We start from the raw sequence: 17615 nt of genomic DNA on the forward strand, positions 1-17615 counted from the left end.
CTTGAGGAGGGAAAGTATGCGCAAAATGATGAAGTCAGGAGCACCGCTTATCATATTATCAGCTTCATTGCTGGTATCAGGTTGCGGACTATGGGGAGAGAAAGCAGGAAATGAGCTTGATCCCCCTAAAGTGAATTACGTGAAAGAAGGTCAGTCACTTGATAAGAAGGATAAAGCAGCAAGTGCAGAGCAAACGAATAAGCGGCAACTGTTTTTATTCGACAGCAACGGGATGGTTGTCCCACAGGTACTGGCTCTTCCAAAGAACGATGAAACTGCTAAACAAGTACTGCAGTATCTTGTAAAAGATGGGCCTATAAGTAATTTGCTTCCTAACGGTTTTCAAGCTGTTCTGCCAGCAGATACAGAGGTGTTATCGGTAAATATCAAAAAAGGAACAGCTACAGCAAATTTCTCTAAGGAGTTCACAGAGTATAATGCAGCGGATGAAATGAAGATTCTGCAAGCTATTACATTTACACTTACTCAGTTTGACAACATAAAGAAAGTTAAAATACAAATCGCAGGAAAGAACCAAAATTCAATGCCTGTTAACAATACACCAGTTGGTGATGGTGTGAGTCGTGTTGACGGTATAAATCTCGAAAATGGCAGTGTGGCAGATATCACGAATAGTGAACTCGTAACGCTTTATTTCTTGGCACAGACACAAGACCAAACGTATTATGTACCTGTAACACGCAGGGTTGCAAAAGAGGGGACAGATAAAGTAACAGCTACGATCGAACACCTAATTGATGGTCCTTCAGCTGAGAGCAGCCTTCTAACAGATTTTAGAACAGATGTAAAATTGTTGAGTACACCTGTCGTCAAAGATGGTGTTGTTACACTAAACTTCAATGGGGCTTTGCTGGATAACAAAGAAGAAAGCATGATTGCAGATGAAGTATTAAACTCAATTGTTCTTTCTCTTACAGAACTTTCCGAAGTGAAGAAAGTAGCGATTAAGGTGGATGGGAAGTCAAAGATCTTTAATGAAAAAGGGAAAGAACTCACCGCTCCAGTTTCAAGACCTAAAGAAGTGAATACAGGTGAATTTTAAAATCAAATAGGTTGTGATACAGTAAAGAGGCGAGATAATCGTCTCTTTTTTTATTTGTCCATGTTAATAATATGGATTCACATATCAATTCATTAAGTTAAGATCTACTTTTATCGGAGGAATAAACCACATGAAAATTTTAGTTGCAACGAAAAATAAAGGTAAAGCTAAAGAATTTCAGTCGATGTTTGGAAGTCTTGGGGTTGAGATTTTCTCTTTAAACGATATTGAAGGAAGTCCTGACGTTGAAGAAACAGGTATCACTTTTGAAGAGAACGCAATTTTAAAGGCTGAAACCATTTCTAAGCAAATGAATATTCCTGTTATTGCTGATGACTCTGGATTAGAAATTCATGCGTTAGAAGGACGACCTGGCGTTTATTCAGCTAGATATGCAGGTATACATAAAAGTGATGAAGATAATATGAAAAAAGTACTACAAGAACTTCAGGATGTTGATGATAGAGATAGAAGTGCTCAGTTTGTATGTGCTTTGGCTTTTGCTAGACCTCAAAAAGAAACGCTAGTTGTAAAAGGGGAGTGCAAAGGTCAGATTTTAAGAGAAAAGAAAGGAACGGAAGGTTTCGGTTATGATCCGATTTTCTTTCTCCCTCAATTAAATTGTTCGATGGCAGAGTTAGCAAAAGAAGAAAAGAATAAAATTAGTCATAGAGCAATAGCTTTGGAAAAACTAAAAAAACTGATCAATGAGGAGGATCTCTTATGGGAATAGCCTTAATCGTTAGTGATAGTCACGGGTTAACAGACGAGTTAGAAACGTTAAAGAGCCGCTATCAAAATAAAGTAGATCTTATGATTCATTGCGGGGATTCAGAGCTTTCGACAGCATCTAAAGAAATGTCAGGATTTGTTACCGTTAAAGGAAATATGGATTATTTAGGTGATGATTTTCCTAACGAAGCCATTGAGCTGTTGGGAGATACATGTATATATATAACACATGGCCATTTATACGATGTGAAAATGTCATATCTTTCACTTGCATACAGGGCAGAGGAAACAGGAGCAACCATTGCCTGTTTTGGGCACTCACACGTAGCTGAAGCCTTTGAGCGTGAGGGAATGATCTTCATCAATCCCGGTAGTATCAGGCTGCCTAGAGGTTCATTTGAAAAGACGTATGCGTTATTAGAAATTGAAAACAACAGGATTTCAGTAAGTTTTTATTCACTCGACGGTATACGTATCGATCAGTTAAGTCGAACATTCAAGAAAAAAACAGTAAAAAAATAAAAAAGTTGAGAAAATGGGTTGACTGTAAATTAGATATCATGTATATTTAGTTATGTCGTCGCGACAAGGTCTAAAATTGTCTGCGGGTGTAGTTTAGTGGTAAAACAAGAGCCTTCCAAGCTCTGGTCGTGAGTTCGATTCTCATCACCCGCTCCATTTGTTTTTCTCACGTTCAAATGGTCCATGAAAAGTTACATCTAAAGTTAACAGATCTTAAAATTAAAATGCATGATAAAAATACATTTGTATCCACAGTCGACGGGTGGAACAAATCACTGTGTGCCCGCAGCGCATGGTAATTGCGGAAAGCGCCATTGCTATGCGAAAGGGGCTCCAATACATATGTCCCAGTAGCTCAGCCGGATAGAGCATACGCCTTCTAAGCGTACGGTCGGGAGTTCGAATCTCTCCTGGGACGCCATAATACTTACATAATAACAACTTTTCGACACGCTTGATGTCCTCTATTAAAGGATATCGAGCGTGTTTTTTATTTTGTTTGAAAGCGCTTTAAAAATGTTTACAATGTGACGCGTTAAAGCTTCAAAACCTGATGGGCATGGGAATGAAAGCGTGTACAAAATAACTGAAAAGTCAGAATTCATTAAAAAATCCAAAATTCGTGGTTGATTCTTTAATAAGATGGGCGTAATATTGTCAACAATTATTAAAATATTTTTAAAAAATTCAAATAATTCAAATTGACACGTAAAGGAGGATCACGATGCAGGAGCAATGGGTTTATGTTAATGGTGAGCACGTATTAAAGGATGACGCCAAAGTCTCGGTTTACGATCATGGGTTTTTATATGGAGATGGGGTGTTTGAAGGTATTCGAGTTTATAACGGAAATGTATATCGACTAGATGAACATCTTCAGCGTTTATACGAATCAGCTCAATCCATTATGCTGACAATTCCACACACTAAAGAAGAGCTAACAGACATCATCGTTCAAACGCTCCAGAAAAATAAATATCGTGATGCTTATATTCGACTAGTTATCTCACGAGGAAAAGGAAATTTAGGATTGGACCCTTTTACATGCGGCCAACCGGGAGTCATTGTCATTGCAGAACAGCTTGCACTATTTCCTAAAAAACTTTATGAAACAGGTTTAGAAATCATAACGGTGGCAAGCAGAAGAAACCGTCCGGATGTATTAAGTCCTAAAGTTAAATCGTTAAACTACCTAAACAATATTTTAGTTAAGATCGAGGCTAGCCTTGCAGGAGTAAGTGAAGCATTGATGCTGAACGATCAAGGGTATGTGGCGGAAGGTTCTGCTGATAATGTGTTCATCATCAAAGGGAATACCATTAAAACGCCTCCAGGATACTTAGGAGCTCTAGAAGGGATCACTCGAAACGCAATCGTCGAGATCGCAAGAGCACAAGGCTACAACATGGTTGAAGAACCATTCACGAGACATGATGTTTATGTAGCTGATGAAGTATTCCTAACTGGAACTGCCGCTGAAGTTATTGCGGTAGTAAAAGTAGATGGAAGAGTAATCGGAAACGGAGCACCAGGTGAACATACGAACAAACTTTTAAAATCCTTCAGAGAGAAAGTAGTTGAAGAAGGAGTTAAGGTGTATTCGAACCAAGCCGTTCAAGCTGGATAAAAGAAGTATAGGAGTGTTTCAGATATGCGCAGTAATATGATCAAGCAAGGAATCGATAGAGCCCCGCACAGAAGTCTTCTCCACGCAGCGGGAGTTGCACCAGAGGATATGGATAAACCTTTTATCGGTGTTTGTAATTCCTATGTTGATATTATTCCGGGGCATATGCATCTAAACAAAGTAGGGGAATGGGTAAAAGAAGCCATTAGAGAAGCTGGTGGAATTCCGTTCGAGTTTAATACGATCGGCGTAGATGATGGAATTGCGATGGGTCATATCGGTATGAGATATTCGCTTCCAAGTCGAGAAGTCATTGCAGATGCAGCGGAAACGGTGATTAACGCCCATTGGTTCGACGGGGTTTTCTACATACCAAACTGTGATAAGATCACCCCTGGTATGTTGATGGCTGCTGTAAGGACGAATGTTCCAGCAGTGTTTGTTTCAGGTGGTCCGATGGAAGCCGGAAAGTCTATGGCAGGAAAATCCTTATCCCTTGCCTCGGTATTTGAAGGGGTAGGTTCTCACTTAGCTGGAAAGATGACGAGAGAAGAACTATTAGAACTTGAAACGAGTGCTTGCCCGACTTGTGGATCATGCTCAGGGATGTTTACAGCCAACAGCATGAATTCCATCATGGAGATGCTAGGAATTACACTGCCGGGTAATGGAACGATCGTAGCTACCTCAGACGAAAGAAGAGAACTGATCAAAGAGGCTGCAACGTCACTAATGAATCTTGTGAAAAACAACATAAAACCTAGAGATATCATTACAAAAGAAGCCATCGATGACGCTTTTGCGTTAGATATGGCGATGGGTGGCTCAACGAACACCGTTCTTCATATGCTTGCGATCGCAAATGAAGCTGAAATCGATTATGACTTATCTCGGATAAATGAGATTGCAGAAAGAATTCCATATCTATCAAAGATTAGCCCGGCTTCAGATTACTCGATGCAAGATGTTCACAGAGCTGGCGGTGTCAGTGCGATCATCAATGAACTCTGTAGAATGGAGGGGGCGATCCATAACGATCGGATAACGATAAGTGGAGAAACGTTAGAGCACCGAGTCCAGCATGCGGAAATTTTAGATGATGATGTTATTCGTAGAAAAGATAACGCATATTCACCAGTAGGCGGTTTATCTATACTTTATGGAAACATTGCACCAGATGGCTGTGTGATTAAAGTAGGTGCAGTTGATCCTTCAATAAAAACATTTCAAGGCGAGGCTATCGTCTATGAATCTCAAGAAGAAGCGATCGAAGGCATCAATAATGGTGAAGTAAGAGAAGGGCATGTCGTTGTCATTCGATATGAAGGACCGAAGGGTGGACCAGGTATGCCGGAGATGCTCTCTCCAACTTCAGCTATCGCTGGAAGAGGATTGAGTACGAAAGTAGCACTAATTACGGATGGGAGATTCTCTGGGGCGTCTCGAGGAATCTCGATCGGTCATATCTCGCCAGAAGCGGCGCAAGGTGGACCAATCGCGTTCGTAAACAATGGTGATCCAATCTTAATTGATCTAGTAAATAGAACAATTCATGTTTTATTAACAGAAGAAGACTTAAAAGAACGAAAAGAAGGCTGGGTGAAGCCTGAACCAAAGATTAAAAAAGGTTATCTCGCACGCTATGCGGCGCTTGTAACTTCAGCTAATACTGGAGGAATCTTAAAAATTTAAAACAATAAAACGATGACGGAGAACAATGGTAGATGTGGGATAAACAGAGAGCCGGTGGTCGCTGTGAACCGGTTATTCCTAATACCAGGACATCCCTCCTGAGTGTCCTTTTGAACGTTTCTTAGTAGGAAGGGCCAAGCGATAAGACCATTATTTATCGCTTGTTATCAAATGACGATTATTTCGTCTTGAGGCATTTCTTGCGTAAATGAGCAAGAAATGTGAATAAGGGTGGTACCGTGGAAAATAAACTTTTTCACCCCTTTGGATAGGATTGACCTGTCCATTTGGGTGGAGAAGTTTTTTTGTTGGTTTTTATAGACGTTGTTGCCCTTTAGTTATTTCTCATACCATCAACTTTTTCGAGAGCAACAACTGATGCCCCAATAGTCTTTTATTAAATAAAGGTTCGAAGTTAAAGGAGGAATGAAAATGAAGGCCAGTTGGGTGGCTGAGAAAAAATCAGTCGAAACTTCATTAGTCTCTGGTGCTGAACTATTTATTCAAGGGTTGCAGAATGAGAAAGTTGAAGTTCTGTTTGGTTATCCCGGAGGAGCGGTACTTCCGATCTATGATGCCCTCTACAAATCAGAGATGAAACATGTTCTAACGAGGCATGAACAAGGAGCAATTCATGCTGCGCAAGGTTATGCAAGAGTAACAGGAAAACCAGGCGTGGTGTTAGCGACTTCAGGACCAGGTGCAACCAACCTTGTTACAGGTATCGCAGATGCGATGATCGATTCTATTCCTCTTGTTATCTTCACAGGTCAGGTAGCAACGACAGTGATTGGAACGGATGCTTTTCAAGAAGCGGACATCGTCGGGATTACAATGCCGATCACAAAACATAATTATCAAGTTCAACGGGCAGAAGACCTGCCGAGAATTATGAAAGAAGCCTTTCATATAGCGAACACCGGAAGAAAGGGACCGGTACTGATCGATATCCCGAAAGATGTTGCTGTTAAAGCGGCGGAAGTTAAAGAAGTTGAGGGTATTCACCTTCCAGGTTACCAGCCGACGTTAAAACCTAATATTCTTCAAGTAAAAAGGTTGAACGAAGCGCTATTGCAAGCAAAACGACCTGTCCTTTTAACAGGTGCGGGGGTACTAGCGGCAGGTGCTGAAAAAGAGTTGGTCGCGTTCGCGGAATATCACCAGATACCGGTTGCTCAAACCCTTTTAGGTCTTGGTGGATTTCCTGCTGAACATCCGCTTTGTTTAGGAATGGCAGGAATGCATGGAACATACGCAAGCAACATGGCACTTTATGACTGCGATCTTTTAATAGGCGTTGGAGCTAGGTTTGATGACAGGTTGACTGGTAATCTAGATCATTTTGCAAAAAAAGCAGTGGTTGCACATATTGATATTGATCCAGCTGAGATCGGAAAAAATATACCAACTGAGATTCCTATTGTGGGGTGTGCGAAAGAAACCCTTGCGGCACTTAATCTGACAAGAGGAGATAAAGGGGACTATAGCGATTGGGTCATTCAACTGACGCAGTTTAAGAGAGAGTTTCCTCTTACGTATAAGACGGATGCATCAGAATTGAAACCACAAAAATTAATGCAGATCCTTCATGATGTTACGAAAGGAGAGGCTATCGTTTCAACGGATGTAGGCCAGCATCAAATGTGGGCAGCTCAATATTATACGTTTTTAGAATCGAACAGATGGATAACGTCTGGAGGACTTGGAACGATGGGATTTGGATTTCCTGCAGCGATCGGAGCGAAAGTTGGAAAGCCGGAGCTCCCGGTAATAGCGGTTGTTGGCGATGGCGGGTTTCAGATGACGCTTCAAGAACTCGGAGTTCTCCAAGATTGGGAGCTTCCGGTCATCGTAGTTATTGTGAACAATAAATCACTTGGGATGGTTAGGCAGTGGCAAGAGATATTTTATGAAAAACGATTCTCACACTCTTTGCTTGATATCCAACCTGACTTTATCAAACTAGCATCAGCCTACGGAATTGATGGAGTACGAGCTGAAACAGAAAGTGACGTAAGAGAAGCTCTGACACAAGCTCTTGCGTCCAAAAAACCATTTGTTCTCGATTGTGTTGTTACTGCTGATGAGAATGTCTATCCGATGATCGCTCCAGGAAAAGGACTACATGAAATGATTGGAGTGAGAGGATGAGACGGATCATTTCAGCGACGGTTCTAAACGAAAGTGGAGTGTTGAATCGTTTGACCGGATTGCTGACAAAACGCCAGTTCAATATAGAGAATATCACGGTTGGACATACAGAGGATCCAGCCGTTTCAAAAGTAACACTAACGGTCTGGGTTGAAGATGATCGCAAAGCAGAACAACTTGTAAAACAGCTTCATAAGCAGATTAATATTTTGAAAGTTCGTGATCTAACAAACATGGCTCTTGTCTCTAGAGAACTTGCGCTCATCAAAGTTCTCACAACGCCTGATACGCGGAGTGAAATCAAAATGCTAATCGAGCCATTTCGAGCGACCGTCCTTGATGTTTCACTCGAAAACGTAACGCTTGAAGTTACGGGAGATGGTGAGAAGATTGATGCGTTGATCGAATTGCTCCGTCCATACGGGATCAAAGAGATTTCAAGGACAGGTGTTACAGCCATACCTCGCGGCACACAAAAGAAAGTACTTGAGCTTCACCCCTATTCTATTATGTAAAGGAGAATGATGATAATGGCAAAAGTATATTACGAAAACGATCTTTCTAACGATGTATTAAAGAATAAGAAGGTAGCGGTAGTAGGTTATGGGTCTCAAGGGCATGCTCACGCTTTAAATCTAAAGGATAGCGGCTATGATGTTGTAGTTGGTGTTCGGGAGGGACGTTCTTTTGACGAAGCAGTTAAAGATGGATTTGAAGTATATCCCGTTCGTGAAGCAGCTAGGCTTGCGGAAGTCGTAATGGTCCTACTACCAGATGAGAGGCAGCCTGAAGTTTACAGAAATGAAATTCTACCTGAACTTTCTCCGGGCAATGCACTCGTTTTTGCTCATGGGTTCAACGTTCACTATCATCAAGTGGTACCACCTCAAGATGTGGATGTATTCTTAGTTGCTCCTAAAGGTCCTGGTCATCTTGTTCGTCGTACATTTGAATCAGGTGAAGGTGTTCCAGCGCTTTTCGCGGTATACCAAGACGCTACAGGCACTGCTAGAGAAACGGCGCTTAGTTATGCTAAAGGAATTGGTTCTGCTAGAGCTGGAGTGCTTGAAACGACTTTCCAAGAAGAAACGGAAACAGACCTTTTTGGTGAACAGGCCGTGTTGTGTGGTGGGTTATCTTCACTTGTGAAAGCAGGATTTGAAACGCTAACAGAGGCTGGATATCAACCTGAAGTTGCCTATTTTGAATGTTTACACGAATTAAAATTGATTGTTGACCTCATGTATGAAGGTGGTCTAGAGGGAATGAGGTATTCAATCTCAGATACTGCTCAGTGGGGAGATTTTCAATCAGGACCACGTGTTATTGATGAAAGAGTGAAAGAATCTATGAAATCCGTTCTGAAAGATGTTCAATCCGGAGAGTTTGCTAAGGGGTGGATCTTGGAGAATCAAGCGAATAGACCTGTGTTTCATGTGGTGAACAATCAAGAGAAGAACCATCCTATTGAAAAAGTAGGGAGGGAACTTCGAGCAATGATGCCGTTCGTAAAATCAAAACAAAAAAAGGAGGCCGTTGCTAGTGCGAAAAATTGAAATCTTTGACACGACTTTGCGTGATGGAGAACAAACAGCAGGAGTCAATCTTAACACAGCCGAAAAACTTGAGATCGCTAAAAGGCTAGAAATGCTAGGGGTCGATGTCATGGAAGCGGGCTTTCCAGCTGCATCTAAAGGTGATCTTGAGGCTGTAAAAAAGGTAGCATCAATTGTGAAAAATTCAACCGTTACAGCTTTGGCGCGATCAAATATTTCGGACATCGACCATGCTTGGGAAGCTCTGAAAGATTCTGCTGAACCAAGACTGCACGTTTTTCTAGCAACATCGCCTATTCATATGACATACAAGTTAAAGAAAACACCTGACCAAGTCGTTGAGACGGCGGTTGGTGCAGTCAAATATGCACGACAAAAGTTTCCTGTCGTGCAATGGTCTGCAGAAGATGCGTGTCGGTCAGATCTCGTATTTTTATCGCGCATTGTTGAGAAAGTAATCGATGCTGGTGCAACGATTATCAACATACCAGATACGGTTGGTTTTACAAACCCCGAGGAATACGGAAAGATCTTTCGATATCTAATAAACCATGTACCTAACATTGATAAAGCTATTCTCTCTGCTCACTGCCATGATGATCTAGGGATGGCTGTTGCTAATTCTTTATCAGCGATCGAGCATGGAGCGAATCAGGTTGAATGTACGATCAACGGAATCGGTGAGAGAGCAGGAAATGCCTCATTAGAGGAGATAGCAGTAGCATTGGCGATTCGTGAAGATTTTTATCAAGCGAAAACTCGTTTAAAGCTAAATGAGATCAGCCGTACGAGTCAGCTTGTTAGCAGGCTAACGGGAATTGCTGTCCCGCCGAATAAGGCGGTGGTTGGAAAGAATGCTTTTGCGCACGAATCAGGAATACATCAAGACGGTGTGTTAAAAGAAAAGTCGACATACGAGATCATCACACCTGAGCTTGTTGGAGTTCCTTCTAACCAACTTGTGCTCGGAAAACATTCTGGGCGTCACGCATTTAAAGATTATTTGCATAAGTTAGGTTTTCATCCAGATGAGAACAAGGTTAAGGTTCTTTTTGAAGATTTTAAACACCTAGCTGATAAGAAAAAAGAGATGACAGAAGAAGATATCTTCGCTCTGCTCATCGATCATAAAATACAACCTGAAGTGCCGTTATATCAATTGAAAGATATTCAAGTGAACTATGGTACAAATCAGATTCCTACTGCGACGTTAAGACTGTTGACTCCAGATGGAAAACTGATTCAAGATGCTGCAACTGGTTCAGGTAGTGTAGAGGCCATCTATAATACGCTTGGAAAGATGCTTCCTTCTTCTATCAAGCTGAATGATTATCGAATTCAATCAGTGGGAGCAGGGCGTGATGCTCTTGCTCAAGTGTTTGTTCAGATCGTTAGTGATGGTCATGAGATCAACGGAAGCGGAACGGCACAAGATGTTTTAGAAGCATCAGCTAAAGCCTATGTTCACGCCTATAATAAGCTTCAGCTTCATGAGGAAAAGAAGAGCTATCAAGCAATGAGTATCTAAAAATAGGAGGGATGTTAGATGAAAAAGAGAATAGCAGTTTTACCAGGAGACGGGATCGGTCCAGAAGTGATCAAAGGTGCTCTGCAAGTGTTAGACGGTGTAGCGACGCGTTTTGGTCATGAATTTGAGACGATTGAACAAGTATTTGGAGGTGCTGCTATTGACCAGGATGGTAATCCACTTCCAGATTCCACACTAAAAACTTGCAAGGACAGTGATGCTGTTCTGTTAGGAGCGGTTGGTGGACCGAAATGGGATCAAGGGAAGGTTCGGCCGGAACAAGGGTTACTCGCTTTGCGAAAAGCGATGAACGTGTTTGCGAACGTAAGGCCGGTTCTGGTTTATCCTGGCCTTGAACATCTATCACCTCTTAAATCAAATAAGGTAAAAGGTGCTGACTTTGTATTTGTTCGCGAACTGACCGGTGGGATTTATTTTTCAGAGCCGAAAGAACGGAATGAGAAGCGTGCGGTAGATACATTGTCATATACGCGAGAGGAGATAACGAGAATCGTTGAAAAAGCATATGAGTTAGCTTCTTCTCGCAGAAGAAAAGTAACATCTGTTGATAAAGCAAACGTTCTTGAAACGAGCAAGTTGTGGAGAGAAGTCGTAGAGGATGTAGCTAAAAAGTATTCAAACATCGAAACAGAACACTTGCTGGTAGATTATGCTGCCATGAGGATGATCAGTAATCCTACGAGTTTTGATGTGGTTGTTACTGAAAATATGTTCGGAGATATTTTGTCTGACGAAGCTTCTGTTCTTACAGGCTCGTTAGGAATGATGCCTTCAGCTTCACTTAGTGAAAACGGTCCTGGTCTATATGAGCCTATTCATGGATCAGCACCTGATATCGCTGGAAGCGGTAAAGCAAATCCAATCGGTATGATCCTAAGTGTCGCGATGATGCTTCGTCATTCGTTCCAACTTGAAAAAGAAGCGGAAGCTGTTGAACTTGCCGTTTTTGAAACACTGCAGGCAGGTTATCGTACAGGAGATATTTATGGAGGAAGCGGTACTCTAGTGTCAACGAAAGAAATGGTCAATCAAATTCATTTTAGAATGTTGGAAGACTCAACAAGTGCAACTCTTCTAGAGGTTTATGTGTAGGGAGGTAGATTTCGGTGAGTAGAACAATAATTGATAAACTTTGGGATAGCCATATTGTCGTAAAAGAAGAAAATAAACCAGATCTTCTCTACATTGATCTGCACCTCATTCATGAAGTGACCTCACCTCAAGCGTTTGCAGGTCTACGAGAAAAAAATAGAACTGTCAGACGGCCGGAACTTTGTTTTGCCACGATGGATCATAACATTCCGACGATCGATCGGTTCAATATTAAAGACGAAACGTCACGTTTACAAGTTCAAACGCTTGAAAAAAACTGCGAGGAATTCGGTATCCAACTTGAGGGATTAAACTCCGAACAACAAGGAATCGTTCACGTTATTGGACCGGAACTTGGGTTGACACTGCCAGGAAAAACAATCGTCTGTGGAGATAGTCATACCTCCACACATGGTGCTTTCGGAGCACTTTCTTTTGGAATTGGAACTAGCGAGGTTGAACACGTTCTTGCTACACAAACGCTGTGGCAGAATAAACCAAAACAGATGAACGTTAAGATCGAAGGAGAGTTAGGGTTTGGTGTTACAGCGAAAGACATCATCTTATGGTTTATAGCGAAATATGGAACGAATGTCGGTACAGGTTATATTATTGAGTTTTCAGGTAGCACAGTTAGAAATTTTTCGATGGAAGAACGAATGACGCTTTGTAATATGTCGATAGAGGCAGGAGCGAAAGCATCGGTTGTTTCACCTGATGAAGTTACTTATTCATATATATCAGGTAAGCCTTACGCTCCAAAGAATCAAAAATTTCTGGAAAGTTGTAAGAGATGGAGTGAGCTTGCGAGTGATGAGAATGCTGAATTTGATCAAACGATCGAGATTGATGCTTCAGAGATCGAACCAATGGTTACATGGGGAACGACGCCATCCATGTGTTTGCCGATCAGCGGGATGATCCCTGCAGAAGAAAATTCTTCATCTATAGAAGAGAAGCAATCGTTACGAAATGCTCTCCATTATATGGGCTTTAAAGGAAATGAAAAAATAGAAGATATCTCTGTGCAGCATGTGTTTATTGGATCTTGTACGAATTCAAGATTAAGTGACCTTCTTGAAGCTTCTAAAGTTGTTGATGGCAGAAAAGTACATCCAGAAGTTCGGGCGATCGTAGTTCCGGGTTCACAAGCTGTAAAAAAAGAAGCAGAGATTCTAGGATTGCATCAGATTTTTTTAGATGCAGGGTTCGAATGGCGTGAGTCGGGATGTTCAATGTGTTTAGGTATGAATGATGATATTGTTCCAGAAGGGGAGAGATGTGCTTCTACCTCAAATCGTAACTTTGCTGGCAGACAAGGAAAAGGTGCAAGAACACACCTTGTAAGCCCGATTATGGCAGCGGTAGCAGCTTTAAAAGGAAAATTCACGGATGTTCGTTCTATACTTCCTAAAAAAGAACAGGAGGTAGATCATTATGCCGGGGTTTAAAACGCATTCAGGCAGTGCGGCAGTTCTAGATAGAAATCATGTTGACACAGATCAGATCATTCCGAAGCAATTTTTAAAAAAAATTGATAAAGCAGGTTACGGTGAGTATTTGTTCTTTGATTGGAGATACCACTCTGATGGTACAGAGAATAAAGATTTTGAACTTAACTCGGAAGAAACAAAAGAAGCTACCATTTTAGTTACAGGAAAAAACTTTGGTTGTGGTTCGTCAAGAGAGCACGCGCCTTGGGCATTGAAGGATTATGGTTTCCAAGTAATCATCGCTGAAAGCTTTGCGGATATCTTTTTTAACAATTGTGTAAAAAACGGCATCTTGCCGATTCGGCTCTCGAAAGAAGAGATTAATAACTTACAGAGAGAAAGCTCTAAAACCCTTATCCAAACGTTAAGAGTAGACCTTGAAAAACAACTTGTAGAAAACGAAACGGGGGAGGTTTTCCGTTTTGAATTTGATCCGTACTGGAAAAAGATGCTTCTTAACGGATGGGACGAAATATCAGTAACTCTTCAACAAGAAGCTCTTATAAAAAAATATGAAGATGAAAGGATTGTGAACTGACAATGGGGATTTAACAATCACAGCGGAACATTTATTTCACGCTTTGGAGGAAGTCTCAAAAATCGCACACCGTACGCCGCTTAAACAATCATCAACTCTTAACAAGTGGACGGGTGGAAAGGTGTATATGAAGCTGGAGAACCTTCAGAAGACCGGTTCGTTTAAATTGCGAGGAGCTTATTACAAAGTTTCCACGTTAAACGAACTAGACGGTGCAAGAGGTGTCATCGCTGCATCAGCAGGAAACCATGCACAAGGTTTAGCGCTTTCATGTTCAATGCGAGGAATAAAATCTAAGATCTTCATGCCGGAAAATGCACCGCTTTCCAAGATCGATGCAGTAAGATCGTATGGAGCAGATATTGTTTTAGAAGGTGACAATTATCAGGCGGCGTATGAAGCGGCAAAAAGAGAGGAAGAAAAAAGCGGAGGAGTGTTTGTTCACCCTTTCGACGATTACGATGTGATCGCTGGACAGAGTACCGTTGCTCTCGAGATGCTGCAGCAAAAACCTGAATTAAAAACGATTGTTGTACCTGTCGGGGGCGGAGGTCTATTGGCTGGGATCGCATTAGCGGTTAAGTCGATCAGACCTGATGTCCAAGTAGTTGGCGTGCAATCGGCAAATGCTAATGCGGTCTATCAAGCCTTCACAGGTACCACGAGAAAAACGTTAACTCGCTGTACATCGATCGCAGATGGAATAGCGGTTGTAAAGCCCGGAGAGATCACCGTTCCTGTGATATCAAAGTATGTGGATGAGATGGTTACTGTCACTGAGGAACAAATCGCATATGCGATGATGTTTATGCTTGAGCGCGAAAAGGTGGTCGTAGAGGGAGCTGGAGCTGCCAGTTTAGCGGCAGTGATGTTCCATAGCCGTCTTGCGTTGGACCAAAAAGTAGGCATTATCATTAGTGGTGGTAATGTAGATCCCGTTAAATGGTCATTATATAAAGGAATGGCTGATAAGGTAAACTTAAAAAGAATTAGTTAATGATTGGGCTTACTCAGAAGGCGAAACTTTTGAGTAAGTTTTTTTGTGTATAGAACATGGGTTAAAGAAACCAGGGTTCTAACTTCCTAGTTACCTTGAGTTCATCTGGCGAACCTGCTATTCTTTAGTCAAACATTAATGGAAGCGGAGAGTTGTGATGACTAACGAAAAGAACAACAAAAACAATATCGTTCGGTTTCCTAACTTAAATGGACGTCTTTTAGAAAAAGGAATGGATTCGTTAAAAAGTAAAAAATACGATGAGTCTTTATCATGTTTTGAACAATTGCTTCAAGCAGATCCAATGCACGCACAAGGTAATCTTGGACTTGTTTTAAGTTTGGTTGAACTAGGACGTTTGCACGAAGCAAAACAAAGATGTGACCGTATGCTTAAAGAAGGAATAGGAGAATATTACGACGTACTTCAAATTTACTTAAGTATATTAGTCCAGTTATCTGAGTACATAACCGTTGTTTCCGTGATCGAAGCCGTTCTTGAAGAACAAAAGATCCCTGCTGACAAAGCAGAAACGTTTTATCAGCTTCTCCAGTTCAGCCGAAAAGTTATTGAGCAAGAAGGTGTGCCTGAAGTGAAGAGAGATCCTGAACTTCCAACAGCGCCACCAGCAAACCCTGACTTTCAAGCGTTAAAAGAGATGCTTTCAAGTGATCAGGCAGACCTACAATGGATGGCTGTGCAACAGTTAAAACGCCTTGGACCCGATATGATCGTTCCGATGTTTGAGTCGTTTTTAATTGATGAAAAAAAACATCCGGCTGTAAAAAGCTTAATCCTGCAATACCTTAAAGAAAACCAAGTAGATAAAATCGTAAAGATAGAGAAATACGGACAATTGACTGAAGTGGACATCGCAAACCTAACGGATTTAAATGAGAATCGCTTTTATAATGAAGTAAAATCTTTGATTAAAGATGAACTTGAGCAAGAGAACCCATCACTACTCGAGATCGCACTCGCCGTGTGGAAGGATTATTCACTCGCACTTTATCCTTTCTCTCCGACTCCAGAAAATAAGATCCTATGGTTTGAAGCCACTGTTATGGCGGCAAATATTCTCTGTGGAATGGAAGAAGAAATGGAACTTGAAGATGATGAATTACAGAAAGCAGTGAAGGTTCTCGTCGAATTGGAAAGATTTTATATGCAGACTTGATGAGAAAGTGATGTAACTTGTTGAAATACAGAACACCTATGCTATAATGGAATGGTTGTAATCTATATGATATTTATGGAAATACCGATGTTGGAGGGAACATTTAATGACTGCTAAATGGGAAAAGTTAGAAGGTAATCAAGGTGTCTTAACGGTAGAAGTTGAGGCAACTGAAGTAGATACAGCGCTTGACCAAGCGTTCAAAAAAGTTGTAAAACAAGTAAACGTACCAGGATTCCGTAAAGGGAAAATGCCACGTAGACTTTTTGAACAACGTTTTGGAGTAGAGTCTCTTTACCAAGACGCTCTAGATATCCTATTGCCAAAAGCATATGGAGACGCTGTACAAGAAGCTGGTATCGAACCAGTTGATCGTCCAGAAGTTGACATCGAAAAAATGGAGCAAGGAAGCAACCTTGTTTTCACAGCTAAAGTAATCGTTAAACCAGAAGTTAAACTTGGTGATTACAAAGGTCTTGAAGTTGAGAAGACTGAAACTGAAGTTACAGATGAAGATGTTCAAAACGAACTTACTTCCCTACAAGAACAACAAGCTGAACTAGTTGTTAAAGAAGAAGGTACAGTTGAGAATGGTGATACTGTAAACATCGATTTCGAAGGATTCGTTGATGGCGAAGCTTTCGAAGGCGGAAAAGCTGAGAACTACTCTCTTGAAATCGGATCTGGATCTTTCATCCCTGGTTTTGAAGAGCAATTAGTTGGTGAAAAAGCTGGTGCGGAAAAAGAAGTTAACGTTAACTTCCCTGAAGAGTACCATGCTGAAGAACTAGCTGGTAAACCTGCTGTTTTCAAAGTAAGCATTCACGACATCAAAGCTAAACAACTTCCAGAGCTTAATGACGAGTTCGCTAAAGAAGCTGAAGGTGATGCTGAAACTTTAGAAGATCTTAAAAAAGAACTTCGCACAAAGCTTGAAGAGAGCAAAAAGCAAGAAGCTGAAAACAAAACTCGTGAAACAGTAATCGAAAAAGCTTCTGAGAATGCAGAAATCGATATTCCTGAAGCAATGGTAAACACTGAGCTTGATCGTATGGTTCAAGAATTTGGCCAACGCCTTCAAATGCAAGGTATGAACCTAGACCTTTACTACCAGTTCTCTGGTACAAGCGAAGAAGCACTTCGTGAGCAAATGAAAGAAGATGCTGGAAAACGCGTTCGTACTAACCTAGTACTTGAAGCGATCGTTGAAGCTGAAAACATCGAAGTTTCTGAAGAAGAAATCGATGCTGAACTTAGCAAGATGGCTGAAATGTACCAAATGGAAGTAGAACAAATCAAACAAATGCTTGCTATGCAAGGCGGAAATGATGCAGTAGCAGCTGACTTGAAAGTACGTAAAGCAATTGATTTTCTTGTGGAAAACAGCAAAACTGCTTAATTCTATAACTGAATAAGTTCATAAATC

The 17615-nt window shown here is 41.2% G+C and carries 15 protein-coding genes, 2 tRNA genes and 1 other annotated feature; all 17 genes read left to right on the forward strand.

Annotated elements, in window-relative coordinates:
- Nucleotides 1-25: 25 nt before the first annotated feature.
- The 17 genes from ACOZ9X_RS04200 (at nucleotide 26) to tig (ending at nucleotide 17588) form a co-directional block, all read left to right on the forward strand.
- Nucleotides 26-1063: a GerMN domain-containing protein gene (locus ACOZ9X_RS04200; RefSeq protein ID WP_191752642.1), complete on the forward strand. Its 1038-nt coding sequence runs from the start codon at nucleotides 26-28 to the stop codon at nucleotides 1061-1063.
- A gap of 130 nt (nucleotides 1064-1193) precedes the next feature.
- The gene (locus tag ACOZ9X_RS04205) at nucleotides 1194-1796 is read left to right on the forward strand and encodes an XTP/dITP diphosphatase (RefSeq protein ID WP_423417139.1); all 603 of its coding nucleotides are present in this window, start codon (nucleotides 1194-1196) and stop codon (nucleotides 1794-1796) included.
- Nucleotides 1787-2317 (forward strand): metallophosphoesterase family protein, encoded by a 531-nt coding sequence (locus tag ACOZ9X_RS04210; RefSeq protein ID WP_423417140.1) that lies wholly within the window; start codon nucleotides 1787-1789, stop codon nucleotides 2315-2317. The genes ACOZ9X_RS04205 and ACOZ9X_RS04210 overlap by 10 nt, the downstream gene beginning before the upstream one ends.
- Before the next feature lie 82 nt (nucleotides 2318-2399).
- Nucleotides 2400-2473, forward strand: a tRNA-Gly gene (locus tag ACOZ9X_RS04215).
- A 188-nt stretch (nucleotides 2474-2661) separates the two neighbouring features.
- Nucleotides 2662-2738 (forward strand) — tRNA-Arg (locus ACOZ9X_RS04220).
- Between the two features lie 303 nt (nucleotides 2739-3041).
- Nucleotides 3042-3944 (forward strand): branched-chain-amino-acid transaminase, encoded by a 903-nt coding sequence (gene ilvE / locus ACOZ9X_RS04225; RefSeq protein ID WP_423417141.1) that lies wholly within the window; start codon nucleotides 3042-3044, stop codon nucleotides 3942-3944.
- 24 nt (nucleotides 3945-3968) lie between these two features.
- Nucleotides 3969-5636, forward strand: a complete 1668-nt coding sequence (gene ilvD, locus ACOZ9X_RS04230; RefSeq protein ID WP_423417142.1) for a dihydroxy-acid dehydratase — start codon at nucleotides 3969-3971, stop codon at nucleotides 5634-5636.
- Nucleotides 5637-5639: 3 nt separating this feature from the next.
- Nucleotides 5640-5903 (forward strand) — a binding site (T-box leader).
- A gap of 165 nt (nucleotides 5904-6068) precedes the next feature.
- Complete coding sequence (gene ilvB / locus ACOZ9X_RS04235; protein WP_423417143.1) at nucleotides 6069-7787, forward strand: acetolactate synthase large subunit; 1719 nt, start codon at nucleotides 6069-6071, stop codon at nucleotides 7785-7787.
- On the forward strand, nucleotides 7784-8302 hold the full coding sequence (gene ilvN, locus ACOZ9X_RS04240) for an acetolactate synthase small subunit (protein ID WP_066396617.1): 519 nt from the start codon (nucleotides 7784-7786) through the stop codon (nucleotides 8300-8302). Before ilvB ends, ilvN begins: the two co-directional genes overlap by 4 nt.
- 15 nt (nucleotides 8303-8317) lie before the next feature.
- A complete protein-coding gene (gene ilvC, locus ACOZ9X_RS04245; RefSeq protein WP_144698753.1) occupies nucleotides 8318-9343 on the forward strand; it encodes a ketol-acid reductoisomerase in 1026 nt (341 codons plus the stop codon).
- Entirely contained in the window at nucleotides 9330-10871 is a 1542-nt protein-coding gene (locus ACOZ9X_RS04250; RefSeq protein ID WP_423417144.1) for a 2-isopropylmalate synthase, read from the forward strand. The genes ilvC and ACOZ9X_RS04250 overlap by 14 nt, the downstream gene beginning before the upstream one ends.
- Before the next feature lie 18 nt (nucleotides 10872-10889).
- Entirely contained in the window at nucleotides 10890-11984 is a 1095-nt protein-coding gene (gene leuB / locus ACOZ9X_RS04255; RefSeq protein ID WP_423417145.1) for a 3-isopropylmalate dehydrogenase, read from the forward strand.
- A gap of 14 nt (nucleotides 11985-11998) precedes the next feature.
- On the forward strand, nucleotides 11999-13435 hold the full coding sequence (gene leuC, locus ACOZ9X_RS04260) for a 3-isopropylmalate dehydratase large subunit (protein ID WP_423417146.1): 1437 nt from the start codon (nucleotides 11999-12001) through the stop codon (nucleotides 13433-13435).
- A complete protein-coding gene (gene leuD / locus ACOZ9X_RS04265) occupies nucleotides 13422-14015 on the forward strand; it encodes a 3-isopropylmalate dehydratase small subunit (protein WP_423417147.1) in 594 nt (197 codons plus the stop codon). The genes leuC and leuD overlap by 14 nt, the downstream gene beginning before the upstream one ends.
- Nucleotides 14016-14058: 43 nt before the next feature.
- Nucleotides 14059-15012 (forward strand): threonine ammonia-lyase, encoded by a 954-nt coding sequence (gene ilvA, locus ACOZ9X_RS04270; protein ID WP_423417148.1) that lies wholly within the window; start codon nucleotides 14059-14061, stop codon nucleotides 15010-15012.
- A gap of 157 nt (nucleotides 15013-15169) precedes the next feature.
- Complete coding sequence (locus ACOZ9X_RS04275) at nucleotides 15170-16189, forward strand: hypothetical protein (RefSeq protein ID WP_423417149.1); 1020 nt, start codon at nucleotides 15170-15172, stop codon at nucleotides 16187-16189.
- 106 nt (nucleotides 16190-16295) lie between these two features.
- The gene (gene tig / locus ACOZ9X_RS04280) at nucleotides 16296-17588 is read left to right on the forward strand and encodes a trigger factor (RefSeq protein ID WP_137788726.1); all 1293 of its coding nucleotides are present in this window, start codon (nucleotides 16296-16298) and stop codon (nucleotides 17586-17588) included.
- Nucleotides 17589-17615 lie beyond the last annotated feature (27 nt).

Source organism: Fictibacillus nanhaiensis (genome assembly GCF_049537595.1).
GTDB classification, from domain to species: domain Bacteria; phylum Bacillota; class Bacilli; order Bacillales; family Fictibacillaceae; genus Fictibacillus; species Fictibacillus nanhaiensis_F.

What these genes read in the sequence shown, in the direction of transcription:
- ACOZ9X_RS04275 (WP_423417149.1), top strand. Translation starts at nt 15,170, where the DNA reads ATGACTAACGAAAAGAACAACAAAAACAATATCGTTCGGTTTCCTAAC.
- leuB (WP_423417145.1), top strand. Translation starts at nt 10,890, where the DNA reads ATGAAAAAGAGAATAGCAGTTTTACCAGGAGACGGGATCGGTCCAGAA.
- ilvB (WP_423417143.1), top strand. Translation starts at nt 6,069, where the DNA reads ATGAAGGCCAGTTGGGTGGCTGAGAAAAAATCAGTCGAAACTTCATTA.
- ilvC (WP_144698753.1), top strand. Translation starts at nt 8,318, where the DNA reads ATGGCAAAAGTATATTACGAAAACGATCTTTCTAACGATGTATTAAAG.
- ACOZ9X_RS04200 (WP_191752642.1), top strand. Translation starts at nt 26, where the DNA reads ATGATGAAGTCAGGAGCACCGCTTATCATATTATCAGCTTCATTGCTG.
- tig (WP_137788726.1), top strand. Translation starts at nt 16,296, where the DNA reads ATGACTGCTAAATGGGAAAAGTTAGAAGGTAATCAAGGTGTCTTAACG.
- ACOZ9X_RS04205 (WP_423417139.1), top strand. Translation starts at nt 1,194, where the DNA reads ATGAAAATTTTAGTTGCAACGAAAAATAAAGGTAAAGCTAAAGAATTT.
- leuD (WP_423417147.1), top strand. Translation starts at nt 13,422, where the DNA reads ATGCCGGGGTTTAAAACGCATTCAGGCAGTGCGGCAGTTCTAGATAGA.
- ilvN (WP_066396617.1), top strand. Translation starts at nt 7,784, where the DNA reads ATGAGACGGATCATTTCAGCGACGGTTCTAAACGAAAGTGGAGTGTTG.
- ACOZ9X_RS04210 (WP_423417140.1), top strand. Translation starts at nt 1,787, where the DNA reads ATGGGAATAGCCTTAATCGTTAGTGATAGTCACGGGTTAACAGACGAG.
- ilvD (WP_423417142.1), top strand. Translation starts at nt 3,969, where the DNA reads ATGCGCAGTAATATGATCAAGCAAGGAATCGATAGAGCCCCGCACAGA.
- ilvE (WP_423417141.1), top strand. Translation starts at nt 3,042, where the DNA reads ATGCAGGAGCAATGGGTTTATGTTAATGGTGAGCACGTATTAAAGGAT.